The organism is Pseudomonas sp. NPDC087342 (assembly GCF_044744265.1).
Classification (GTDB): Bacteria; Pseudomonadota; Gammaproteobacteria; order Pseudomonadales; family Pseudomonadaceae; genus Aquipseudomonas; species Aquipseudomonas nunensis.
This window is the reverse complement of record NZ_JBIUXZ010000020.1, coordinates 31,809-54,331: the sequence shown is the minus strand read 5'-3', so window position 1 is coordinate 54,331 and position 22,523 is coordinate 31,809. Positions and strand designations below refer to the sequence as shown.

Sequence of the window (22,523 nt, the reverse complement as noted above, 5' to 3'; positions counted from 1 at the left end):
CTCTCTATTTGCGCAAAAAACGAGCAAGTCTACACCCCTCGACGGGGCAGGACAAAACTCAGCAGAAACAGCGCGGCGGCCGTCACCACAATCGATGGGCCCGCCGGGGTGTCCTTGAACCATGACAACGCCAGCCCGCCACACACCGCGAGCATACCCAGCAGGCTCGCGCCCAGTGCCATCTGCTCCGGCGAGCGGGCGTGACGTTGTGCCGCAGCCGCCGGAATGATCAACAGCGAAGTAATCAGCAACACACCGACGATTTTCATCGCCACGGCGATCACCACGGCGATCAGCAGCATCAGGGTCAGGCGTAACGCCGCTACCGGCAAGCCTTCCACCGTGGCCAATTCTTCGTGCACGGTGATCGCCAGCAATGGCCGCCACAACGTCACGAGCAACGCCAGCACCGCGGCGCTGCCGCCGAGGATCCAGGCCAGATCGGTCGGGCTGATCGCCAGCAGGTCGCCGAACAGATAGGCCATCAGGTCGATCCGCACTTCATGCATGAAGCTTAGTACCACCAGGCCCAGCGAGAGCGTGCTCGGTGCGAGAATTCCCAAAAGCGTGTCGGACGCCAGCGGTTGGCGCTGCTGCAAAGTCACCAGCAACACCGCCAGCAGCAGGCAGCCGACCGTGACGGCGACCGTGGGGCTGACATCCAGCAGGAAGCCCAGGGCTACGCCCAGCAGCGCAGCGTGGGACAAGGTGTCACCGAAATAGGCCATGCGGCGCCAGACCACGAATGAACCCAACGGGCCCGCGACCAGCGCCAGGGCCAGACCTGCAAGCAGGGCGTAGAGCAGAAAATCAGCCATGCTTGCAGCTATCTCCGTGAACGTGAGGTTTGGCCGACGGGGCCGCGCTGACCACCGACCCATGCAGGTCATGGGCGTGGTCATGATGGTGGTGATAAATCGCCAGGCTTTGTGCGTTCTTGCCGAACAGCTCGACGAACGCCGGATCGCCGCTGACGTGTTCCGGGTGCCCGGAGCAGCAGACGTGGCGATTCAGGCAGACCACCTGGTCGGTGGTGCTCATCACCAGGTGCAAATCGTGGGAAACCATCAACACGCCGCAACCGTGACGGTCCCGCAGGCGCGTGATCAGGCTGTACAACTCGGCTTGCCCGGCCACATCGACGCCTTGCACCGGCTCGTCGAGCACCAGCAATTCCGGCTCGCGCAGCAGTGCCCGAGCCAGCAGCACACGTTGCATTTCGCCACCGGAAACACTTTGCACCGGGCTGTCGATCACCTGTTCGGCACCGACTTCCTTGAGTGCCGCCAAGGCTCGCGCCCGGTCCACGCCCGGCACCAGACGCAAGAAGCGCAGCACTGACAGCGGCAGGGTCGGGTCGACGTGGAGTTTTTGCGGCATGTAGCCGACGCGCAGCTTCGGCTTGCGCCAGACACTGCCGCTGTCCGGCTTCAACAGACCGAGCACGGCACGCACCAAGGTGGTTTTGCCAGCGCCGTTGGGGCCGATCAAGGTGACGATTTGCCCCGGCTCGACGCTCAGGTCGATGCTCTCCAGCACGCTTTGCCCGGCAAACGTGACGGCGACCTGTTCCAGACGGATCAACGCGTTGCTCATCAAGCCCCCTGGCAACCCGAGCAGAGCCCGACCACTTCAACGGTCTGGGCTTCCACGACAAATCCGACATCCTTGGCGCTGATCACGATCGCGTCGCTGATGGATTTCTGTTCCAGTTCGATGGCGGCGTGGCATTCGCGGCAGATCAGGAACTGGCCCTGGTGCGCATGTTCCGGATGATTGCAGCCGACGAAGGCGTTCAGCGAGGAGATGCGATGCACCAGGCCGTTTTCCAACAGGAAATCCAGCGCGCGGTACACGGTCGGCGGCGCGGCGCGGCGACCATCCTGCTCGCTGAGCACCGCCAGAATGTCGTAGGCACCCAGCGGTTTATGGCTTTGCCACACCAGTTCCAGCACCCGCCGGCGCAAGGCGGTCAGGCGCAGACCTTGACGTGCGCACAGGGCATCGGCCTCTGACAATGCGCTATGTACGCAATGGGAGTGGTCGTGGGGACGGCTGGCAATCGGTGTTTTAGGCATGAGCGGCGACGAGTTTTGTGAGAGACGTTATTATGTTACCCGTTCTCGCCTCTTCGAGTGGTCATCGTGTCCCGACTTTTTTCTATCTTTGTCGCATTTGTCGCAAGTTTCCTGCTGATCGGATCGGCCCACGCCGAAGTCAAAGTGCTCACCAGCATCAAGCCGCTACAGCTGATTGCAGCTGCGGTGCAGGACGGCGTGGCGATTCCGGAAGTGTTGCTGCCACCGGGTGCTTCGCCACATAACTACGCCTTGCGCCCGTCCGACGTACGGAAGGTGCAGTCGGTGGATCTGGTGTACTGGATCGGCCCGGACATGGAAGGTTTCCTGCCCCGCGTGCTGAAAGGTCGTACGCTGCCGACCGTGGCCGTACAGGATCTGCCGGGCATGAAACTGCGCCATTTCGCCGAAGATAGTCAGTCGCACGCCGAAGATGCCGACGAACATGACCATGATCATCGTCCCGGCACCCTGGACGCGCATTTGTGGCTGTCGCCGATCAATGCCCGGGTGATCGCCACGAAAATGGCCGCCGACCTGAGTGTTGCCGATCCCGATAATGCGGCGCGCTATCAGAGCAACCTCAAGGCATTCGATGAACGTCTGGATGCCTTGGACCTGCGCTTGAAGGCTCGCTTGGCGAGCGTTGCGGGTAAACCTTATTTCGTGTTCCACGAAGCGTTCGACTACTTCGAAGACGCCTACGGCCTGAAGCACACGGGCGTGTTCAGCGTCGCGGCCGAAGTGCAGCCCGGCGCGCAGCATGTTGCAGCGATGCGTACGCGTTTGCAGGAAGTCGGCAAGACCTGTGTGTTCAGCGAACCACCGCTACGTCCGCGCCTGGCGGAAACCCTGGTGGCCGGCCTGCCGGTGAAACTGGCGGAGCTGGATGCGCTGGGCGGATACACCCCAGCGACTGCTCAGGGGTATGAGCAAGTGTTGGAAAAGTTGGGGAATGATTTGGCGGGGTGTCTGGAGTCGTTGTAATCCGGACATCGGTGTCGACCCATTCGCGGGCAAGCCTCGCTCCTACAGGAAATTGCACCATCCCTGTAGGAGCGAGGCTTGCCCGCGAAGCTTTTAAAGGGCGAAAGGCAACGGCGTACTGACTTTCTGCCGCTGCGCCAAGCGCTGCTGAAACTCCATCGGATCGTGAATCAACACGTCCTGCCCGGCGAAAGACTCCGCCGCAATCAAGCGCGACAACCAGAACCGCACACACGCCACCCGCAGCATGGTCGGCCACAACTCGGCCTCGGCAGCAGTGAACGGCCGCAGCGCCGCATACGCGCCCAACAAGGCCCGCGCTCGTGGCCCATCGATCAAGCCTGCTTCATCAGAACACCAGTCATTCAAGGCAATCGCCACGTCGTACAACATCGGTCCGGAACAGGCGTTGTAGAAGTCGATCAACCCGGTCAGGTGCGTGCCTTCAAACATCGCATTATCGCGGAACAGGTCGGCGTGGATGTTGGCTCGCGGCAGCGCCAGAATTTTCGTCTTCTGCTGTGTGATTTCGTCCAGTGCCCGTTGCAACAGATCGCTTTGCTCCGCATTCAGGTGCGAGAGTAACTGCGTGCCCTCCTCCAGCATCCAGTCCAGCCCGCGATCAGTCTTGCGCTTGATCATGTTGGCCTGGGTCGCCAAATGCAGATGGCCGAGCAACTCGCCCACCTGGGCGCAATGCTGGGCGTTGGCTTCCTTGATGTGCTTGCCCGCCAGGCGTGGCTGCAACAGCGCCGGTTTGCCGGCCAGCTCGCGCAAGGCCACGCCGTCGGTGGTGCGCAGCGCGTAGGGCACCGGCAGGTCGGCTTCATGCAATACGTCGAGCAGTTCGATGAAGAACGGCATCTCCTGGACCGGACCGCGCTCAACCAGGGTCAGGACAAATTCGCCCTGCTCCAGGCTGATAAAGAAATTGGTGTTTTCGCTACCGGCGGCAATCCCCTGGAAATCGAGCAGGCGGCCGAGCCCGTATGGGGCGAGAAAGGTTTCCAGCTCGGGCCGAGCCAGGGGGGTAAACACAGACATGGTTAAAAACTGCTCAGTTCGGGCGCCGCTATTAAAGCGGCGCCGATTAAAGTTAAGAAACTACTTCCAGGTAAAGATTTCCCACGCAGGAATCAGCATATCCGGCTGATCCGAGCGGATGTAATTCGCATCAGTCCCGTCCGCGCGCACCAGGAAATACGGAGGCCCAACCTTCGGCGTGACCTTGATTGCGTAAGTAAACCCGCCTTTCTTGTATTCCTGAATGACCTTGTCGCCTTCCGTGTGCGTGCTAATGGTAACTTCCGGCTCCGCCGACGGCGCGTCATCCGCCGCCATGACAGCCAATGGAACGGTTGCAAACAACCCAGCCAGCAACAGGCGATTTAGTGTGCGCATGATAACCTTGTCCCTTTGTCGTCAACGGTCCCGCTATTCTAGCGCCGGACCCGCCGAAAAGGTTGATCCTGCTCATGAGCCAAGCCCCCCTCGTCCTGGTGGACGGTTCTTCTTACCTGTATCGGGCCTTTCACGCCCTGCCACCGCTGACCACTTCCAAAGGCCTGCCGACCGGCGCGGTCAAAGGTGTGTTGAACATGCTCAAGAGTCTGCGCAAGCAGTACCCGGACAGCCCGTTCGCCGTGGTATTCGACGCCAAGGGTGGGACCTTTCGCGATGACATGTACGCCGAATACAAGGCCAACCGTCCGAGCATGCCTGACGATATGCGCGTGCAGATCGAGCCGCTGCACCAGAGCGTGATCGCCCTCGGCTTCCCGTTGTTGTGCGTCGAAGGCGTCGAGGCCGATGACGTGATCGGCACACTGGCCCGCAGCAGCGCGGCCGCCGACCGCCCGGTGGTGATCTCCACCGGCGACAAAGACATGGCGCAACTGGTCGATGGCCACATTACCTTGGTCAATACCATGACCGGTAGCGCGCTGGACGTGGACGGCGTGAAGGAGAAATTCGGCGTCGCTCCCGAGCAGATCATCGATTATCTGGCGCTGATGGGCGATTCGTCCGACAACATCCCGGGCGTTCCGGGCATCGGCCCGAAGACCGCTTCCGGCCTGTTGGTGGGCGTGAACGGCGGCCTGACCGAACTCTACGCGCAGCTCGACATCGTGCCGAGCCTGCCGATTCGCGGCGCCAAGACCCTGCCGGCCAAGCTTGAAGAGCACAAGGAGATGGCATTCCTCTCCTATAAGCTTGCGACCATCAAGATCGACGTGCCGCTGGATATCGGCCTCGATGACCTGCAAATGGGCCAGCCGGATCACGACAAGCTCGCCGAGCTCTACACCCTGCTGGAATTCAAGAGCTGGTTCGAAGACAACCAGCGCGATGCCAAGCGTTCCGGCCAGGAAGTCGTCGCGCCTGTTGTTGAAGAAGCGGCCGTCGCGGCTGAGCTCAAGTACACGACCATTCTTACCCAGGCCGACTTCGACCTCTGGCTGAAGAAGCTGAACGACGCCAAGCTGTTCGCCTTCGATACCGAAACCACCGGTATCGATGCGCAACAAGCACAACTGGTGGGCCTGTCGTTCGCGGTGCAAGCCAACGAAGCGGCCTACATCCCGCTGACCCACTCCTACATGGGTGTGCCGGAGCAGCTGGATCGCGACACCGTGTTGCGGGCGCTGAAACCGATTCTGGAAGACCCGAGCAAGCTCAAGGTCGGCCAGCACGCCAAGTTCGACATGAACATCCTGGCCAACTGCGCCATCGGTGGTGATCAGAGCTGCGGCATCACGGTGCAAGGCATCGCTTTCGACACCATGCTCGAATCCTACGTGCTGGACTCCACCGCGACCCGTCACGACATGGACAGCCTGGCGCTCAAGTACCTGAACCACACGACCACCGGTTTTACCGACATCGCCGGCAAAGGCGCCAAACAGCTGACCTTCGACCAGATCGCGCTGGAACTGGCCGGGCCATACGCTGCCGAAGACGCCGACGTGACCCTGCGCCTGCATCAAACCTTGCAGGCAAAGCTCAACGCGATTCCAAGCTTGAGCAAGGTCTTGAGCGAAATCGAAATGCCGCTGGTACCGGTGCTGGCGCGGATCGAGCGCCAAGGCGCGCTGGTGGATGCAGAGCTTCTGGGCATTCAGAGCGTTGAGCTGGGCAAGAAAATGGTCGAGCTGGAACGTGAGGCGTATGCCATCGCCGGCGAAGAATTCAACCTCGGCTCGCCGAAGCAATTAGGCGCGATCCTGTACGAAAAACTCGGCCTGCCTGTGCTGAGCAAAACCGCCAAGGGTCAGGCTTCGACCGCCGAAGCCGTGTTGGCGGAACTGGCTGACCAGGATTTCACGCTGCCCAAGGTACTGATGCAGTACCGCTCGATGAGCAAGCTGAAAAGCACTTATACCGATCGCTTGCCGGAGCAGATCAACCCACGCACCGGGCGGATTCACACTTCTTATCACCAAGCGGTAGCGGCGACCGGACGTCTGTCCTCCAGCGATCCAAACCTGCAGAACATTCCGATCCGTACCGCCGAGGGCCGACGGATTCGCCAGGCGTTCGTGGCGCCAAAAGGCTACAAACTGCTGGCGGCGGACTACTCGCAGATCGAACTGCGGATCATGGCGCACCTGGCCAAGGATGAAGGCTTGCTGCATGCCTTCCGCAACGACCTGGACGTGCACAAAGCGACCGCCGCCGAAGTCTTCGGGGTTGAGCTGACGGAGGTGACTACCGATCAGCGTCGCAGCGCCAAGGCGATCAACTTCGGTCTGATCTACGGCATGAGCGCGTTTGGCCTGGCCAAACAGATCGGTGTCGACCGCAAGCAGTCCCAGGCGTACATCGACCGTTACTTCGCCCGCTATCCCGGCGTGCTGGCCTACATGGAACGCACCCGTACCCAGGCGGCCGAGCAGGGCTTCGTCGAAACCATTTTCGGTCGTCGCCTGTACTTGCCAGAGATCAATGCGAAAAACCCGGCCCTGCGTAAAGGTGCCGAGCGAACCGCGATCAACGCCCCGATGCAAGGCACTGCGGCGGACATCATCAAGAAAGCCATGGTGGCGGTGGATAACTGGCTGACATCGTCGGGTCTGGACGCCAAAGTCATCCTGCAAGTACACGATGAATTGGTGCTAGAGGTGCGCGAAGACCTGGTTGATCAAGTGCGTGAAGAAATTCGCACCCACATGAGCAACGCAGTGACGCTGGACGTGCCGTTACTGGTCGAAGTCGGGGTAGGCAATAACTGGGACGAGGCTCACTAAGCCGTCTGAAAGAGGCCTTTTGCTGCGGCATAGTGCCGCGGCAAAAGGGCGAAGGGCGCTTAGTTCGAAAAATGCGCTGGGTTATTCCAAAGGCATTTGAAAAAATTCTGAACTAATCTCGTGAACCGCCACTCAGAGTTACTGAATGGCTGGTGAAGCCCTTCGATGCTCCTATGTTGTGTTAAGTGTTGGCAGATATCTGGACCCCGCCCTAACGGTCCGGAACTTGAACCCCGGAACTTCCCCCTCCCCATACGAAGTCCGGGGTTTTTTTTGCCTGCAGAAAAGCCTTACTCGGCAATCTCGGCGCCTTTGTCCGCCAATTCCATCCAGCCTGCCAGTACAGTGTAGGCGTCTTCCAGGCCCATGCGTTTTGGCGCAGAGAACAACTGGATACTGATCGCATCACCCCAGCCTTTACGAATGTCTGCCTGTACCTTGAGCAGGACGTTTTTCGCCGCGCCGTAGGTCAGCTTGTCTGCTTTGGTCAGCAAAATATGCATCGGCATGCCAGCGGCGACAGCCCAATCGAGCATCAGCAAGTCGAAGTCGGTCATTGGATGACGGATGTCCATCATCAGAATCAGACCTTTCAAACTCTCGCGACCACCCAGATAAGCTTCCAGGTGACGCTGCCAGTGCAGCTTCAGCGGAATAGGTACTTTTGCATAACCGTAGCCCGGCAGGTCGACCAGACGCCGATCATCGTCTAGCTTGAAGAAGTTCAACAACTGCGTGCGACCCGGAGTTTTCGAGGTCCGCGCCAGGCTGGCGTGAGTCAGGGTGTTCAGCGCGCTGGATTTACCGGCGTTGGAACGCCCGGCGAAGGCTACTTCAAAGCCTTCGTCGTCAGGACATTGGTCGACTTTGGCAGCGCTGAGCATGAAGGTGGACTGTTGGCACAGGCCGAGGATGGGGTTCTTGAGTTGCATGGGATTTCCGATGTGGGCGGCGCCGGGAATGGACGCGGCAAGCGGTGTCGTTTCCGTTTCAGTAGCGCCAGTATATAATGCCGCAGATTTTGTGTGCGCTTTGTCCCAGCGTAGGATGAAGTTCACGAGAGCGATTGACCTTGATTGCGCATTAGAACGCAGAACGCTCTCTACCCTGAAAAGGTCGTTTTATGACGAAATGGCTGCTAGCTGCCGGTGTCTTGATGCCGCTTTACAGCGCTCAGGCTACACAGGATCCGGAAGCTGTGTACAACCGTGTTTGTGGTGCCTGTCATTCCGGCCAACTACCCATGGCGCCTCAAAAGGGCGATCAGGAAGCTTGGACGCCGAGGTTGGCGAAAGGTATGGAGACGCTGGTGCAACACGTGACCCAGGGTTTCAAGGCGATGCCGCCGCGTGGTTTGTGCATGGACTGCAGTGCCGAGGATTACCAAGCCATCATCCACTGGATGAGCGAGTAAACCCGGCCCATAACTCTTTAACCCTTAGCCGTAGTTGGATTAGCTGATGAACAAATTGATCGTGAGTCTGCTGTTGACCGTGGGGATCTCCGGCATTGCCCATGCTGCAGGTGATGCAACAGCTGGCCAGGCGAAAGCCGCAGTCTGTGGCGCCTGTCATGGCCCGGATGGCAATAGCATGGCGCCTAACTTTCCGAAACTGGCAGGTCAGGGCGAGCGTTATCTGAACAAGCAGTTGCACGACATCAAGTCCGGCAAACGCACGGTACTCGAAATGACCGGCCTGCTGACCAACCTGAGCGATCAGGACCTGGCCGATATCGCCGCCTACTTCGCCAGCCAGAAAGGCAGCGTTGGCGCCGCCGACCCTAAAGTCGTGGCTCGCGGTGAAGCACTGTTCCGTGGCGGCGACCTGGCCAAGGGCCTGCCAGCCTGCACCGGCTGCCACTCGCCGAATGGCGCGGGTAACGCAGCCGCCGGCTTCCCGCACCTGGGTGGCCAGCACGCTCAATACGTTGCCAAGCAACTGACCGACTTCCGCAAGGAAGAAGGCGGTCGCAACAACGACGGCGACACCAAAACCATGCAGACCATTGCCAAACGCCTGAGCGACGAAGACATCGCAGCGGTGTCCAGCTACATTCAGGGCCTGCACTAAGACCGGCAAATCGGGCGTTATGCGGGGCGTACATCTCCTGCAACGTTAACGCTCTATTAATCCGTCGCAGCAAGTATAAAAAGGGTGGCTTAGGCCGCCCTTTTTTGTGGCCGCTGCCGTTACACTACAGAACTCAAGCCCGCCAGGACCTGTCTGAACACAGGTCGCGCGAGGCGACCAAAATTGTCCAGGAGTAAAGCATGCGTAATCTGATCATCAGCGCCGCACTCGTCGCTGCCAGCCTGTTCGGCATGAACGTCCAGGCCGCCGAAGCACCCGCGGCGCCTTACGTCGAACTGACCAACCCTGTTCCAGTCGCGGTACCTGGCAAGATCGAAGTCGTGGAGCTGTTCTGGTACGGCTGCCCGCACTGCTACGCTTTTGAGCCAGTGATCAATCCGTGGGTTGAAAAACTGCCGTCCGACGTCAACTTCGTGCGTATTCCAGCCATGTTCGGCGGTCCATGGGACGCTCACGGCCAGATGTTCCTGACCCTGGAAGCCATGGGCGTCGAGAACAAGGTTCACGCGGCAGTCTTCAACGCGATTCAGAAAGAACACAAACGCCTGACCGATCCGCAAGAAATGGCAGAATTCCTGGCCACTCAGGGCGTCGACAAGGACAAGTTCCTGGCCACCTTCAACTCCTTCGCCATCAAGGGCAAGATCGTCCAGGCCAAAGAGCTGGCGAAGAAATACGAAATCTCTGGCGTTCCAACCATGATCGTCAACGGCAAGTATCGCTTTGACGTAGGTTCCGCCGGCGGTGCCGAGCAAGCCCTGCAACTGGCCGACAAACTGGTCGACAAAGAGCGAGCGGCTAACAAGGCTGCCGCCAACTAAGCGCGGCTCCTGCCATGCGCCGCTGGGGTACTGAACGCGTCGTTGGCCTGCATGAACCGCAGGTCAACACGCATCATCTGGAATCGACGGGCCTGCCCGCAGACAGCCGTCTGCGTTTGCTCAGCTTCAATATCCAGGTCGGCATCAGTACCGAGCGCTATCGGCACTACCTGACCCGTGGCTGGCAACACTTGTTGCCGCACACCGGGCGTGCCGACAACCTGCAAAAGATCGGCAATCTGCTGGGCGACTTCGATCTGGTCGCCTTGCAGGAAGCCGATGGCGGCAGCCTGCGATCAGGCTACGTCAATCAGGTCGAACACCTGGCCCAACTGGGCGCCTTCCCCTACTGGTATCAACAACTCAATCGCAATCTCGGTCGCCTCGGCCAGCACAGCAATGGCGTGCTCAGCCGTCTGCGCCCGTGGGCGATTGAAGATCACCCGCTGCCGGGGCCCAAGGGTCGTGGGGCGATCCTGGTGCGCTTCGGCGAGGGTCCGGAGGCGCTGGTCGTCGTGATGATGCACTTGGCGCTTGGCGCTCGCGTGCGCAGCCTGCAACTGGCCTACATCCGCGAGCTGATTGGCGGCTACAAGCACCAAGTGCTGATGGGCGACATGAATACCCACGCCACTGACTTGCTGCAAAATTCCCCGTTGCGCGACCTCGGCCTGCTGGCCCCGCAACTGGAAGCGACGTTTCCCAGCTGGCGCCCGCAGCGCTGCCTGGACCATATTCTGCTCAGCCCGACCCTGACCCTGGAAAGAGTCGAAGTGCTGGCACATCCGATTTCCGATCACCTGCCGGTCGCGGTAGAGATTCGTTTGCCGGGTTCGCTCACGGCCGATGCATTCCCCGCGTTGAGTCCTGCCCCTCGCGGATCCCATGAATGAGCGACGAAGCACAGCGCTGGAAAGAGAAATACCTTAAGAGCATCGAACAACAGGAAAAACTCGAGCGGCGCTGGGACGCCCGGCTCGACCTGTTGCGTCGCGGGCTGGTGCGCAGCACCCTGGCGGCAGAGGGCACTGACCGCGCTGTTGACCTGTGCATGAAGGAAATGCGCGAAGTCGTGCGCACCGATGACATGGATGCCGGCCTCGCCGCGTTGCTACCGCGCCTGGAAAAAGCCGTGCTCGACTCCGAGCAGCGCCGCGAAACCCGGGTCGATCAGGTCAGCGCAGCACTGAATGCGCTGGTCTCGCAGCTCCAGGCATTGCCACTGCCTCGGGAAGTCAGCCGGCCACTCAAGGCCTTCGCCAAGCAATTGGACGGACGCGTCGGCCAGGCTCGCGAAATTCCATTGCTGCTCAGCGAACTGAGCGGCTTGCAAGGCAAAGCCCTGAACCAACTGGAAAACCCTGCCGAACCGGGTCGCCCAGGCTTGTTGCAGCGGTTGTTCGGCAGCCGGGAAGCGGACGAGTCAGCGCCGCAGGTCGCTGCCCCCGTCGTCCAAGCGCCAGTCCAACAGCCCGCTTCTGCACCCATCGCCGAGGTGCAACAGGCGCAAGCCGAACCCGCCCTGCCGCAAACATCGCCGGCAATAACCCCAGTCGCGCCAGCCGTCGCCATTGCGGAGCCGCTCGCGCCGCAGACAGCACCAGAGCCGGAGATTGTGGCGTTTGTCCCTCCTGTCGTGGAGCCACAAGCAGTACACACCCAAGCGCCATCGCCACAGCCTGACCCTGAACTGCTCCAGACACCGACGGCTCCCGCCATTGCGCCTGTGGTCCAAGTTCAGCCAGACATTAATCCAGACGAACTGATTCCGGCCGCAAGTCCTGAGGCACCGGTATTCCTCGACAGCCTGCCCCTGCCTCCCGTCATGGCCCAGGCACTGGCCGCCATCGACCCGGAACACCCCGAGCAAGACATTCTCTACGCGCTGCCGGACTCACCGGAGCCGTCCTACAGCTCCGTGGCCACGCACATTGAAGAAACACTGCTGGGCCTGCTCGACGACCTGACGCTGCCGGAACGCCATCGCCCGCAAGCCGAAGCGATGCGCGAACGCCTGCAAAACGGGTTGAACTGGTACGAGTTGCTGCCGATCCTCGACGATCTCGCCACCTTGATGTTGGCCATTACGGACAGCGGCCAACACGAATTCGAAGCTTACTTGCAGCAACTCAACGAACGCCTCGAGTCGTTCCAGAGCAACCTGCAAGCCGCCAGCGCCGGACATGCGGATAACCGCTCCGCCGCACGGGAGATGGACACGCAGATTCGCGAGCAAGTCGACGGTCTGCAAACCAGCATGCAGGACGCGGCCAACCTGCAAGACCTCAAGCACGTCCTGGAGAACCATCTCGAAGGCCTGCTGGGCACCATGGATCAGCATCAGAAGCAGCGCGATGAGCGTGAGCAGGAAGTCGCCGCCCGCCTGCAAGGCCTGGCCGAACGGGTTGCGCACATGGAGCAGGAAGCCCTGGGCTATCGCGAGCACTTGGAAGAACAACGTCAAAAAGCATTGATCGACCCGCTGACCGGCCTGCCCAACCGCGCTGCCTGGAGCGAACGGCTGGAACACGAAATCGCTGAGTGGCAGCAGCACGGCAACACACTGATGCTGGCCATGCTCGACCTCGATCATTTCAAACGCATCAACGATAACTACGGCCACCTGGCAGGCGACAAGGTGCTGAAGATCATCGCCAGCGTGCTGCGCAAGCGCCTGCGCGGCTCGGACTTCATTGCCCGCTTCGGCGGCGAGGAGTTTGTGCTGTTGATGCCCGCCACCGTGCCGGCCGTCGGGGCAAAATTGCTGGAAACCCTGCGCGCTTCAATCGAGGCTTGCCCGTTTCACTTCAAAGGTGAGCGGGTCACCGTCACCATTTCCATGGGGCTGGCTGCGTTCAAGCCTGGCGAACACAGCGATATGGTGCTTAAAAGAGCCGATCAGGCGCTGTACCGTGCCAAAAACGCCGGACGTAATCGGGTAGAACTGGGCTGAAGGGCAATTGTTCCATTTTGTTTAAAGCGGCTCTTTTGCCCTCAACGCGCGAGGCATTACGTTACACTGTTGCATTATTGTCTCGCGCGTACTGCCTTCTATCATGAAATTTCTTACTCTCGTTGTGTCGCTTCTGCTGCTGGCCGGTTGTGCCAGCGGTCCACGTATCGACACCAGTCACCCTTCCGCCAACTTCGACAGCCGCGTGCAGTTCGTGGTGGTGCATTACACCAACGCATCCCTGGAGCGTTCGCTGCAGTTGTTGACCCACGGCGAAGTCAGCGCCCATTACCTGATCGGTGATGACAAGGGCGCGACCATCTACAAACTGGTGGATGAAAACCAGCGCGCCTGGCACGCCGGGGAAAGCGAGTGGCAAGGCCGGACCTGGCTGAATTCGAGCTCCATCGGCATCGAAATCGTCAATCCGGGTTTCAGCGACACCCCGACCGGCCGCCTCTGGTACCCGTACAGCGAAGCCCAGGTGCAATCCTTGATCGTCCTGCTCAAGGACATCAGCAAACGCAATGGCATCAGCCCGCGGCACATCATCGGTCATAGCGACATCGCTCCGCTGCGCAAGCTCGACCCCGGCCCGATGTTCCCTTGGAAACGCTTGGCCGCTGAGGGCTTGGGTATCTGGCCGAACGAACAGGCCGTTGCGAGCCGGCAAGTACAGTTCGCCGCCGAACTACCGAGCATCGGATGGTTCCAGGCACAGCTGGCACGACTGGGCTATGCGACGCCGCAAACCGGCGAACTGGATGTGGCGACGCGGCATGTCCTGGCAGCCTTCCAGATGCACTACCGCCCTTCCCGTTTCGATGGCACCCCGGATGCACAAACCGCTGCAATGCTGCTGGTACTCAATCAGACAAAATAATGACGCCCGCCCGACGGTCCGCGCTTTTTCTCAATCAGCAGCTATAACTCATTGGTAATTCTTCGGATGTTCCCAAATGGCTGCTACTCGAGAGAGGTTGCGTAGTTGGTTCTATCGCCCATGGTTTTTGGCGATGCTGGCTGCTGCCTTGAGTGCGACGCTGTTGATGGCTGCCAGCCTGTACATCGCGATGAATCAGGTCGAGCAGAACGAAAGCCGGGAAATGAACGCCCAAGGCGAGCGTTTCCTCGCCCGTCTTGAGCAAATGTTCGGGCAATTGCGCGAAAGCCTCGATGACCTGGAAGCCCAACCGTTGCGAACGTGCAACGAAGAAATGATCGCCACCTTGCAGCAGATCAGCTTCAGCTATCGCTTCGTCTACGAAGCCGCTTTTATGGAAGGCAACCGGATTTGCTCCAATCGCCCTCGTCAGGAGGGGTTGGCGATGATCCGACCGGCGGACCTCCGGGGTCCCACCTACAGTTACTGGCTCAATACCACCACCGAACCCGATGAAAACCGCGCCGCACTGATGCTCAGTCGAGGCAATTTCCGCGTTGCAACTTCTCGCGGGCATTTGACTGACATGGTCGATCTCTCGCCAGGCAGCAGCCTGCTGGTGGTACTCGATCATGGGAAGCGGGCGATTCCGGTTTTGGGTGTCGAGCAGGCCTGGCCACCGACGGAACCCTGGCCACCGACCAGCAGCGATTCGCTGCAAGTGACCCAAACCCGCCTGATTTACCGTATGCCCACCAACAACCCGGAATATCAGTTGGTGCTGATTACCCCGCGCACCGCCATGCATGTACCGACGGTCTGGTGGTGGCTGCTGCCGGCGAGCCTGGCGCTGGGCATTATCGTCGGCATTCTGGTGTTTCTGCTGGTGCGTCAGCGTCAATCGCTGGATGCCGAACTGCAAGGCGCGATACGTCGTGGCGAGTTGCAGGTGTTGTATCAACCGATCTTCGACCTCGACAGTCGTAACTGTGTCGGCGCTGAAGCCCTACTGCGCTGGCGCAGGCCGGACGGCACGCTGACCAGCCCCGACCTGTTCATTCCGATGGCGGAAAACACCGGGCAGATCCGCCAGATGACCGATTTTGTCTTGCAGCGCTTGCTTGAACAGTTGGGGCAATTGCTACGGGCGAATCCGCAGCTGTACATCTCGGTCAACCTGGCTGCTTGCGATGTGATGGTGCCGCGTATCGGCCAAGTGATGGCGCGACTGCTGACCCTGCACCGGGTCGCGGCCAAACAGATTGCCTTCGAGGTGACTGAGCGCGGAATGATCGACGTGGTGGTGGCCCGGGAAAACCTGCAAGCCTTGCGCGATGTCGGGCATCAAGTGCTGATCGATGACTTCGGTACCGGCTATTGCAGCCTGGCCTACCTGCAAACCCTGCCGGTGGATTGCCTGAAAATCGACAAGGCCTTTATCGATGCCTTGGGCCATGACGCCGCCAGCAGTGGCGTGGCCCCGCACATCATTCACATGGCCCAGGCCCTGCAGCTCAAAGTGATCGCCGAGGGCATCGAACATGAAGCCCAAGTCGCATTCCTGAGCAGTGAAGGCGTGAAGTTCGGTCAGGGCTGGCTGTTCGCCCATGCGCTGAGCGCGGTGCAGTTCATTGAACTGATCACCCGTGGCCGACGACTGGCGGGCCGTCGTATGGATGACGAGGCGTGAAAACGCGTTATACCGCCAGCGCCATATAGAACTGTGTGCCCTGCCCTGGCCGCGAATAAACCCCCATCCGCCCGCCGTGCAATTGCACGATTTCCTTGCACAACGCCAGGCCAAGCCCGGCCCCGCCCTTTTTGCGGCCGACCTGCACGAACGGCTCGAAAATCCGTCCTTGCTGGCCATAGGCAATGCCTTCGCCATTGTCCTCGACGCTGATAATCACCCGTTCGCCATGGCGCCGGGCCTGCAAACGGATCTGTCCGTCCGCAGCGGTATGACGCAAGGCATTGTCGATCAGGTTGTCGAGCACCCGATCCAGTTGCGCCTGATCCGCCTGCAAGCGCGGCAGCGGCCCCTGCACTTCCACCAGCAACTCGATGCCTCTCTGCGCGGCCTCCCCGGCAAATCGGCCCTGTGCCTGCTCGAGCAAGTCTTCGATGACGCACGGCCCCAGCGTGAGTTTCTGCAAGCCGTTCTGGTAGCGCGAGAAGTTCAGCAAGTCGTTGATCAGCTGCATCAAGCGCTGCATTTCTTCATTTACGGTATCGAGCAAGTCGGCTTCGCGGGAGTCCGGGGCAAATTTCGCGCGCTCGCGGAACAGGCCGAAGGCCATGTGCATCCCGGTCACCGGCGTGCGCAACTCATGTGAGGCTCGCAGGACGAATTCACTGCGCACCCGTTCGAACGCCCGCTGTTCAGTGACGTCATGCAACACCATCACCGCACCGAGAATGTGTCCCTGGGTATGGCTGACCGGGGTCAAGCTGTAGGTCAACAGCCGCGACTCCCCATCGACTTCCACACTCAGGTCTTCCGGCGCCCGCTCCAAGGTGCCGCCGCGTAAAACCAATTGCAGTTGCGCATCCAGTTCGGGTCGTTCGAGCGCCGAGCCCAAACCCTGGCCGAGCCGGTCAGTGTCCCAGCCCAATTGGCGCTGCGCCACCGGGTTGAGGTGCTCCAGATGACCTTCTCGGTCGATCATCAGCAAACCGTCGTCGATGCTATCGAGTACCGCTTGCAAGCGTTGCTGGCCGGCCATCAGTTCATCGACATTGGTCGCCTGATGCTCGCGCAAGGCCTCGGCCATGATCCCGAAGCGTTTGGTCAGTTGGTTCATTTCCTCGGCCGAGGAAATCGGCAGGGTCACTTCGAAATTGCCTTGTCCGATGTTGTCCGCGGCCTGCGCCAGCGCCTCGATCGGCGCGCCGAAACGCCGGGCAATCGCATGCGCCGTGATGAAGCCGATGATCAGCACCGCCAGCCCGACCAACCCGAGCAGGCCGGCGATCAGCAGCGCCCGATCACGGGCCTTGCGCTGGGTGTCGTTGATGTTATCCAGAGCGCGCTTGTGCTCGGCGATCAAGCCGTTGCGCAGCTGATTGAATTTGGCCGTGACGTCATCGTTGCCCGACAGCACAAAGGCAGGATCGTGAGACTGGTCCAGCGCCTGCAGAAAACTCTGGTAGTCAGCCTTGGCCTGCTTGAAGCCATACTGGCCCTCGACAACGCCCTGCTCATGGGCGATACCTTCGTCGAGCAGTTCCAGGTAATGCTGCTTCGACGCGGCAAACTGCGCAGGGTCGGGTTTTTCGCTGAGCATGATGATCAGTTGATCACCCAGGGTCTGGCGCAGCTTCAGACCCAGATCCAGGGTGACGAAGTTATTGCGGACCAGCGCTTCCTGACTGCCGGCCATTTGCATAACGCTGATCAGCCCGAGCAACAGCCCAAGCAACGCGACGGTGATGAGTGCGGAGATACTCAGGAACAGTCGGGTCCGCAACTTCATCGCCAGTTTCATCGGATGTTGCTCACAGGTTGTACTGCTTGCGTTTGCGGTACAGGGTCGAGGCATCGATGCCCAGAGTTTTCGCTGCCTGGTCAAGGGTTCCAGCGGTGGCCAGCACGGCGCCGATGTGAGCTTTTTCCAGCTCATCCAGGCTCAGCGCGGCGCCCACTCGCGGCGAGTTATTCGCCGGTTGTTCGGCCATGCCCAAGTGAACGATCTCGACGCGCTCCTGTGGACAAATAATGCTCGCCCGCTCCACCACGTTACGCAGCTCTCGAATATTGCCCGGCCATCGGTAGCTGAGCAGCGCTTCCCGGGCCTCATCGCTGAAACCCCGCGCCGGTCGTGCATATTCCTTGACGAAACGGGCCAGGAAGCGATCAGCGAGGGTCAGGATGTCTTCGCTGCGTTCGCGCAGCGGCGGCAGGTGCAAGGTGATGACGTTGAGGCGATAGAGCAAATCTTCGCGGAAACGACCGTCGCGGACCATGTCTTCAAGATTGAGGTTGGTGGCCGCAAGGATCCGCACATCGGCGCGTCGAGTGACCGGATCGCCAACCCGCTCGTATTCCTTGTCTTGAATAAAACGCAGCAACTTGGGTTGCAACGTCAGCGGAAAGTCGCCGATCTCGTCAAGAAACAGCGTACCGCCATCCGCCTGGTTAACCCGACCCAGCGTACTTTCACTGGCACCGGTAAACGCGCCACGGCTGTGGCCGAACAGTTCGCTTTCCATCAATTCGGCGGTCAGCGACGGGCAGTTGATGGTGACGCAGGATTTCTTCTCGCGCTTGCTCCAGCCGTGAATCGCCCGAGCCAGTTCACCTTTACCTGTGCCGGACTCACCGAGGATCAGGATATTGGCGTCGGTGCCGGCCACTTGGCGGGCCGTCTCAAGCACAACTTTCATCGCCGGGCTGTGGGAATCCAGGCCATCCTTGGTTTTACGCACTTCGCCTTCGAGGGCTTCCAGACGCGCCGAGAGCTGCCGCACTTCCAGTTGCTTGGCGGTGGCCAGACGCAATTGATCCGGGCTGCAGGGTTTGACCAGGTAATCGGCGGCGCCGGCCTGAATCGCATCGACGGCGGTATCCACGGCGGAATGCGCGGTGACGATAACCACCCGCATCCACGGCGCCTGAATACGCATCTGCGCCAATACGTCGAGGCCATTGTCCTCACCCAGGCGCAAATCCAGGAAGCACAGGTCGAACACCTGACGCTGCAACAGTGCATCGGCCTGGGCGGCGCTGTTGGCGGTGGCGACGGTATAGCCTTCGTCTTCGAGGCAATAACGGAAGGTACGAAGGATGGCGGACTCATCGTCTACCAGCAGAATGCGGCCTTGATGCTCAGTGGCTGATTCCATTTTCCTACGCTCCTTACTGAATGATTTTGGTTAGTCCCGAGAAAATCGGGCAAGTTGCATGGTTGATTCTGATCCATTCCAGCCCCGGCAGTGTAGCTATCTGCTGCCCTTCTCGTTAATTGGCTGATTTCGTTGGTTTTTTACGAAAAATCCAACATTTCGACGTTTGCCTGCTTGAACGTCTGACATCTGCGCCCTCCTCGCAATTCAAAAAATTTGAAAGTTCCTCTGAATCTTTCGTGCATTACGCACGACCGTCAGGGCCCCATCGTGCAGGATGCGTGTGGAACGATTTTCACTACAACCATAACTATCTGATTTTATTGAGTTTTTTTCATTCAAAAAGCTGGCATGCAGACTGCAATAGTCTGATTAACGCCAGGGCATTCACGGAATGAGCGCCCTCAACAAGATGACCACTCAGGTGGAGGAGCTACAGGATGAATCGCCAACGTGCCGCCCAATTGCGTATCTCGCCACTGCATATCCAGCAGGGTTTGTTCGCGATGCTCGCCCTTACGATCACATTGATCGGTGGCCAGCAGTTCGCCCGTTGGGAGCAGAGCCAGCAGCCAGAGGCGCCACGCCTGTCGATTCAACACGCCACCCAGACCCACTTCAGCGCCGTCAGCAGCAAACTCGCCGACAGCGCACCAATGCGAATGATGGACGTCGACCAGGCTCAGCCTGTGGATCAGATGCCGCGTCAGGAACGTTGGGTGTTCTAAAGAACCGAACTTGGCGCGACTGATGCGCCGGGAAAAGCACCACCAGACATACCTTTAAATAGAAACGTAAGGAGAATCACCATGTTGAGCTGGGCAATTACATTCTTGATCATTGCCATCATCGCCGCCGTACTGGGCTTCGGTGGTATCGCGGGCACCGCCACGGGTATCGCCAAGATTCTCTTTGTCGTGTTCCTGGTGATGTTTGTTGCTTCGTTCTTCTTCGGCCGTCGCGGCCGAGGCTGAATATGAGCGTTCTGTTTAAGACACTGGCAGCCGCCCTGCTTCTGGGCGGTAGTGCCATGGCGATGGCGGCCAATGATGGCCAGACGCGGGCCAACGAGTTGCTGAACTCTGACCCGCAGTACCGTGAAACCTGGACCAAAGTCGTGAAGAAGGAAGAACGACTGCCGGAATGGGTGATGAACCTCACGGGCGATGCCGAACAAATGAATGCTGTCCAGGAGGATGGCGACAAGTATCTGGTAGGGCCGCTGTGCGAAGCACAACAGTCATGCCTGAACCAACGCTTGATCGTGGCATTCAGTTTCGACAAAAAGGACGCCTACGCGATGCTGGTCGAAGTGCCTGCGGGCTTGCCCGCCGACAAATCACCCACGCGACATGCCGACTACCGCTTCCTCGGGAAGCCGAATCAGGGCATGCAGGACTTGTTGATGGAACAACTCAAGAAAGATCCGAACTGGTACTGAGTTTGAAACACGAGAGGAGCAGCCTTGCTTCTCTCCAGTGCGCCACCCGAGGAAGGCAGGCGCATGACCAAGGGGTCGGGACGCTTTGACTGCTTCAGGGTCGGAGTGACCTACGAGCACATGGAGTGCTTGCGCAAGGGCCGGGTCAGGTCAGTAAAGCTGCGACGCAAGTTCGCCGGCCCTCAGTGGCTCGACGGACTTGCGAAGAGCTTCAACGTGCAAAACGTTGATCTAGAGCACTTCGCTCGTTCCCTTCTGCTGCATATTCCCCGCAAAACCGTTTCGCGGTGTTTCTTCACGACCGTATATCGAGAAACCTCCGACTTTCGTCGCGGGAGTTTTCGCTATCAAACGTGGGCTTTTTCCCAAGTTTTGCCATGAATTCAACTGTTTAAAAAACAACCAACCTGCTCTGAAATGGCCGGTTCACGGCACTTATGCCTGCCGAAATGTCGTATTCGAACCGGTTGGGACGCCAGTTTCATTTGAAAAAGCTCATGCCGATTCGGCATAGGGTAGGCGTTTACGGCATTAGACGTCGCTTCCTTGCATCGGAATAGTTGCGCCTTTTTTCGCCTGCCGAAGAGCCGTAATTACGCGCTTGCGGGGCACCTTATACGGGGGCAGATGCACAGACTTTTCCGCCACTGAGCGTTCCAGTTCGCGCATCTGCCCGAGTCAAACTGAAGTAAGGGTAATGATATGAAGAAGGCAAAGCTTAGCCTCGCCTGGCAGATCCTCATCGGTCTGGTATTGGGGATTGCAATCGGTGCGCTGCTCAACCATTTCAGTGCCGAAAAAGCCTGGTGGATCAGCAACGTCCTGCAACCTGCGGGCGATATCTTTATCCGTCTGATCAAGATGATCGTGATCCCGATCGTGATCTCCTCGCTGGTGGTCGGTATTGCCGGCGTCGGCGATGCGAAGAAGCTCGGGCGCATCGGTCTGAAGACCATTCTCTACTTCGAAGTCGTCACCACCATCGCCATTCTGGTCGGTCTGGTGCTGGCCAACGTGGTCCATCCGGGCACCGGCATCGACATGAGCACCCTGGGTACCGTGGATATTTCCAAGTACCAGGCGACGGCGGCCGAGGTTCAGCATGAACACGCCTTCATCGAAACCATCCTCAACCTGATCCCGTCGAACATCTTCGCGGCCATGGCGCGCGGCGAGATGCTGCCGATCATCTTCTTCTCCGTGTTGTTCGGCCTCGGTCTGTCGAGCCTGCAATCGGACCTGCGCGAGCCGCTGGTGAAGATGTTCCAGGGCGTCTCCGAGAGCATGTTCAAAGTCACCCACATGATCATGAACTACGCCCCAATCGGCGTGTTCGCACTGATCGCAGTGACCGTGGCCAACTTCGGTTTTGCCTCCTTGCTGCCACTGGCCAAACTGGTGGTGCTGGTTTACTTCGCCATCGCCTTCTTCGCCTTCGTGGTGCTGGGCCTGATCGCCAAGCTGTTCGGCTTCTCGGTGATCAAGCTGATGCGCATCTTCAAGGATGAGCTGGTGCTGGCTTACTCCACCGCCAGTTCCGAAACCGTGCTGCCGCGTGTGATCGAGAAGATGGAAGCCTACGGCGCGCCGAAAGCCATTTGCAGCTTCGTGGTGCCGACCGGTTACTCGTTCAACCTCGACGGTTCGACCCTGTACCAGAGCATCGCGGCGATCTTCATTGCCCAGCTCTACGGCATCGACCTGTCGATCAGCCAGCAACTGCTGCTGGTATTGACCCTGATGGTCACCTCCAAAGGCATCGCCGGCGTACCGGGCGTGTCCTTCGTGGTGCTGCTGGCCACCCTGGGCAGCGTGGGTATTCCGCTGGAAGGCCTGGCGTTCATCGCCGGTGTCGACCGCATCATGGACATGGCCCGTACCGCACTGAACGTGATTGGTAATGCCTTGGCCGTGCTGGTCATCTCCCGCTGGGAAGGCATGTACGACGACGCCAAGGGCGAGCGCTACTGGAACTCCCTGCCGCACTGGCGCAGCAAGGAAAAATTGCCGGCCGGTGAAATTTCCAAGGGCTGATGCTTTGCCCTTGTAGGAGCGAGGCTTGCCCGCGAAGGCGGTGTATCAATCAACATAAATGTTGAATGTTCCGGCCTCTTCGCGGGCAAGCCTCGCTCCTACAGGGTTGAGGTGCTACCAGCGCGCGTTAAAACAAACCCC

Annotated in this window: 21 protein-coding genes; 13 read left to right on the top strand and 8 right to left on the bottom strand. The window is 59.6% G+C overall.

Annotated elements, in window-relative coordinates; all coding sequences use genetic code 11:
• Positions 1-29: 29 nt before the first annotated feature.
• Genes znuB through zur form a run of 3 tightly spaced genes read right to left on the bottom strand, consistent with a single transcriptional unit; the run spans position 30 to position 2,078 of the window.
• Positions 30-818 (bottom strand): zinc ABC transporter permease subunit ZnuB, encoded by a 789-nt coding sequence (znuB, locus tag ACIOYV_RS26155; RefSeq protein ID WP_054047998.1) that lies wholly within the window; start codon positions 816-818, stop codon positions 30-32.
• Positions 811-1,596 (bottom strand): zinc ABC transporter ATP-binding protein ZnuC, encoded by a 786-nt coding sequence (gene znuC, locus ACIOYV_RS26150; protein ID WP_163910488.1) that lies wholly within the window; start codon positions 1,594-1,596, stop codon positions 811-813. Before znuC ends, znuB begins: the two co-directional genes overlap by 8 nt.
• A complete protein-coding gene (gene zur / locus ACIOYV_RS26145; protein WP_123408492.1) occupies positions 1,596-2,078 on the bottom strand; it encodes a zinc uptake transcriptional repressor Zur in 483 nt (160 codons plus the stop codon). The genes znuC and zur overlap by 1 nt, the downstream gene beginning before the upstream one ends.
• 66 nt (positions 2,079-2,144) lie before the next feature.
• Here zur and znuA point away from each other — a divergent pair, with 66 nt between their 5' ends.
• Positions 2,145-3,065 carry a zinc ABC transporter substrate-binding protein ZnuA gene (gene znuA / locus ACIOYV_RS26140; RefSeq protein WP_401328327.1) on the top strand — a complete coding sequence of 307 codons (921 nt, stop codon included), beginning with the start codon at positions 2,145-2,147 and terminating at the stop codon, positions 3,063-3,065.
• Between the two features lie 93 nt (positions 3,066-3,158).
• Here the strand turns inward: znuA and ACIOYV_RS26135 are convergent, their stop codons facing one another.
• A complete protein-coding gene (locus tag ACIOYV_RS26135; protein WP_401328324.1) occupies positions 3,159-4,109 on the bottom strand; it encodes a homoserine kinase in 951 nt (316 codons plus the stop codon).
• A 60-nt stretch (positions 4,110-4,169) separates the two neighbouring features.
• Positions 4,170-4,466 carry a DUF2782 domain-containing protein gene (locus tag ACIOYV_RS26130; RefSeq protein ID WP_163910491.1) on the bottom strand — a complete coding sequence of 99 codons (297 nt, stop codon included), beginning with the start codon at positions 4,464-4,466 and terminating at the stop codon, positions 4,170-4,172.
• Between the two features lie 74 nt (positions 4,467-4,540).
• On the opposite strand from ACIOYV_RS26130, the gene polA reads away from it, so the two are divergent.
• Positions 4,541-7,312 (top strand): DNA polymerase I, encoded by a 2,772-nt coding sequence (gene polA, locus ACIOYV_RS26125; RefSeq protein WP_401328321.1) that lies wholly within the window; start codon positions 4,541-4,543, stop codon positions 7,310-7,312.
• Positions 7,313-7,602: 290 nt separating this feature from the next.
• On the opposite strand, the gene yihA is transcribed toward polA, so the two are convergent.
• Positions 7,603-8,244 carry a ribosome biogenesis GTP-binding protein YihA/YsxC gene (gene yihA / locus ACIOYV_RS26120; protein ID WP_401328319.1) on the bottom strand — a complete coding sequence of 214 codons (642 nt, stop codon included), beginning with the start codon at positions 8,242-8,244 and terminating at the stop codon, positions 7,603-7,605.
• A gap of 191 nt (positions 8,245-8,435) precedes the next feature.
• Between yihA and ACIOYV_RS26115 the strand changes: the two genes are divergently transcribed.
• From ACIOYV_RS26115 to ACIOYV_RS26085, 7 genes are all read left to right on the top strand, one after another.
• Complete coding sequence (locus tag ACIOYV_RS26115; protein ID WP_054048012.1) at positions 8,436-8,726, top strand: cytochrome c5 family protein; 291 nt, start codon at positions 8,436-8,438, stop codon at positions 8,724-8,726.
• A 46-nt stretch (positions 8,727-8,772) separates the two neighbouring features.
• Positions 8,773-9,384, top strand: a complete 612-nt coding sequence (locus tag ACIOYV_RS26110; RefSeq protein WP_054617181.1) for a cytochrome c4 — start codon at positions 8,773-8,775, stop codon at positions 9,382-9,384.
• Between the two features lie 200 nt (positions 9,385-9,584).
• Positions 9,585-10,226: a thiol:disulfide interchange protein DsbA/DsbL gene (locus ACIOYV_RS26105; RefSeq protein ID WP_054048016.1), complete on the top strand. Its 642-nt coding sequence runs from the start codon at positions 9,585-9,587 to the stop codon at positions 10,224-10,226.
• Positions 10,227-10,240: 14 nt separating this feature from the next.
• Complete coding sequence (locus tag ACIOYV_RS26100) at positions 10,241-11,119, top strand: endonuclease/exonuclease/phosphatase family protein (RefSeq protein ID WP_163910493.1); 879 nt, start codon at positions 10,241-10,243, stop codon at positions 11,117-11,119.
• The gene (locus ACIOYV_RS26095) at positions 11,116-13,179 is read left to right on the top strand and encodes a diguanylate cyclase (RefSeq protein ID WP_401328313.1); all 2,064 of its coding nucleotides are present in this window, start codon (positions 11,116-11,118) and stop codon (positions 13,177-13,179) included. Before ACIOYV_RS26100 ends, ACIOYV_RS26095 begins: the two co-directional genes overlap by 4 nt.
• A gap of 103 nt (positions 13,180-13,282) precedes the next feature.
• Positions 13,283-14,062, top strand: a complete 780-nt coding sequence (locus tag ACIOYV_RS26090) for an N-acetylmuramoyl-L-alanine amidase (RefSeq protein WP_401328310.1) — start codon at positions 13,283-13,285, stop codon at positions 14,060-14,062.
• Between the two features lie 76 nt (positions 14,063-14,138).
• Positions 14,139-15,752, top strand: a complete 1,614-nt coding sequence (locus ACIOYV_RS26085; RefSeq protein WP_163910496.1) for an EAL domain-containing protein — start codon at positions 14,139-14,141, stop codon at positions 15,750-15,752.
• Between the two features lie 7 nt (positions 15,753-15,759).
• Here ACIOYV_RS26085 and ACIOYV_RS26080 read toward each other — a convergent pair whose 3' ends face one another.
• Entirely contained in the window at positions 15,760-17,550 is a 1,791-nt protein-coding gene (locus tag ACIOYV_RS26080) for a KinB sensor domain-containing domain (protein WP_401328307.1), read from the bottom strand.
• 10 nt (positions 17,551-17,560) lie between these two features.
• Positions 17,561-18,907, bottom strand: a complete 1,347-nt coding sequence (gene algB / locus ACIOYV_RS26075) for a sigma-54-dependent response regulator transcription factor AlgB (protein WP_054048028.1) — start codon at positions 18,905-18,907, stop codon at positions 17,561-17,563.
• A 440-nt stretch (positions 18,908-19,347) separates the two neighbouring features.
• Here algB and ACIOYV_RS26070 point away from each other — a divergent pair, with 440 nt between their 5' ends.
• From ACIOYV_RS26070 to gltP, 4 genes are all read left to right on the top strand, one after another.
• The gene (locus tag ACIOYV_RS26070; protein WP_163910498.1) at positions 19,348-19,635 is read left to right on the top strand and encodes a hypothetical protein; all 288 of its coding nucleotides are present in this window, start codon (positions 19,348-19,350) and stop codon (positions 19,633-19,635) included.
• A gap of 81 nt (positions 19,636-19,716) precedes the next feature.
• Positions 19,717-19,881, top strand: a complete 165-nt coding sequence (locus ACIOYV_RS26065; protein WP_008002172.1) for a DUF1328 domain-containing protein — start codon at positions 19,717-19,719, stop codon at positions 19,879-19,881.
• Between the two features lie 2 nt (positions 19,882-19,883).
• A complete protein-coding gene (locus tag ACIOYV_RS26060) occupies positions 19,884-20,348 on the top strand; it encodes an inhibitor of vertebrate lysozyme family protein (protein WP_401328302.1) in 465 nt (154 codons plus the stop codon).
• 702 nt (positions 20,349-21,050) lie between these two features.
• Positions 21,051-22,382 carry a glutamate/aspartate:proton symporter GltP gene (gene gltP, locus ACIOYV_RS26055; protein ID WP_054048036.1) on the top strand — a complete coding sequence of 444 codons (1,332 nt, stop codon included), beginning with the start codon at positions 21,051-21,053 and terminating at the stop codon, positions 22,380-22,382.
• Positions 22,383-22,523: the final 141 nt, after the last annotated feature.

What these genes read in the sequence shown, in the direction of transcription:
- ACIOYV_RS26105 (WP_054048016.1), top strand. Translation starts at nt 9,585, where the DNA reads ATGCGTAATCTGATCATCAGCGCCGCACTCGTCGCTGCCAGCCTGTTC.
- ACIOYV_RS26110 (WP_054617181.1), top strand. Translation starts at nt 8,773, where the DNA reads ATGAACAAATTGATCGTGAGTCTGCTGTTGACCGTGGGGATCTCCGGC.
- ACIOYV_RS26095 (WP_401328313.1), top strand. Translation starts at nt 11,116, where the DNA reads ATGAGCGACGAAGCACAGCGCTGGAAAGAGAAATACCTTAAGAGCATC.
- ACIOYV_RS26130 (WP_163910491.1), bottom strand. Translation starts at nt 4,466, where the DNA reads ATGCGCACACTAAATCGCCTGTTGCTGGCTGGGTTGTTTGCAACCGTT.
- yihA (WP_401328319.1), bottom strand. Translation starts at nt 8,244, where the DNA reads ATGCAACTCAAGAACCCCATCCTCGGCCTGTGCCAACAGTCCACCTTC.
- ACIOYV_RS26085 (WP_163910496.1), top strand. Translation starts at nt 14,139, where the DNA reads ATGGCTGCTACTCGAGAGAGGTTGCGTAGTTGGTTCTATCGCCCATGG.
- algB (WP_054048028.1), bottom strand. Translation starts at nt 18,907, where the DNA reads ATGGAATCAGCCACTGAGCATCAAGGCCGCATTCTGCTGGTAGACGAT.
- ACIOYV_RS26100 (WP_163910493.1), top strand. Translation starts at nt 10,241, where the DNA reads ATGCGCCGCTGGGGTACTGAACGCGTCGTTGGCCTGCATGAACCGCAG.
- znuC (WP_163910488.1), bottom strand. Translation starts at nt 1,596, where the DNA reads ATGAGCAACGCGTTGATCCGTCTGGAACAGGTCGCCGTCACGTTTGCC.
- ACIOYV_RS26065 (WP_008002172.1), top strand. Translation starts at nt 19,717, where the DNA reads ATGTTGAGCTGGGCAATTACATTCTTGATCATTGCCATCATCGCCGCC.
- znuB (WP_054047998.1), bottom strand. Translation starts at nt 818, where the DNA reads ATGGCTGATTTTCTGCTCTACGCCCTGCTTGCAGGTCTGGCCCTGGCG.
- ACIOYV_RS26070 (WP_163910498.1), top strand. Translation starts at nt 19,348, where the DNA reads ATGAATCGCCAACGTGCCGCCCAATTGCGTATCTCGCCACTGCATATC.
- ACIOYV_RS26080 (WP_401328307.1), bottom strand. Translation starts at nt 17,550, where the DNA reads ATGAAACTGGCGATGAAGTTGCGGACCCGACTGTTCCTGAGTATCTCC.
- polA (WP_401328321.1), top strand. Translation starts at nt 4,541, where the DNA reads ATGAGCCAAGCCCCCCTCGTCCTGGTGGACGGTTCTTCTTACCTGTAT.
- ACIOYV_RS26060 (WP_401328302.1), top strand. Translation starts at nt 19,884, where the DNA reads ATGAGCGTTCTGTTTAAGACACTGGCAGCCGCCCTGCTTCTGGGCGGT.
- ACIOYV_RS26115 (WP_054048012.1), top strand. Translation starts at nt 8,436, where the DNA reads ATGACGAAATGGCTGCTAGCTGCCGGTGTCTTGATGCCGCTTTACAGC.
- gltP (WP_054048036.1), top strand. Translation starts at nt 21,051, where the DNA reads ATGAAGAAGGCAAAGCTTAGCCTCGCCTGGCAGATCCTCATCGGTCTG.
- ACIOYV_RS26135 (WP_401328324.1), bottom strand. Translation starts at nt 4,109, where the DNA reads ATGTCTGTGTTTACCCCCCTGGCTCGGCCCGAGCTGGAAACCTTTCTC.
- ACIOYV_RS26090 (WP_401328310.1), top strand. Translation starts at nt 13,283, where the DNA reads ATGAAATTTCTTACTCTCGTTGTGTCGCTTCTGCTGCTGGCCGGTTGT.
- zur (WP_123408492.1), bottom strand. Translation starts at nt 2,078, where the DNA reads ATGCCTAAAACACCGATTGCCAGCCGTCCCCACGACCACTCCCATTGC.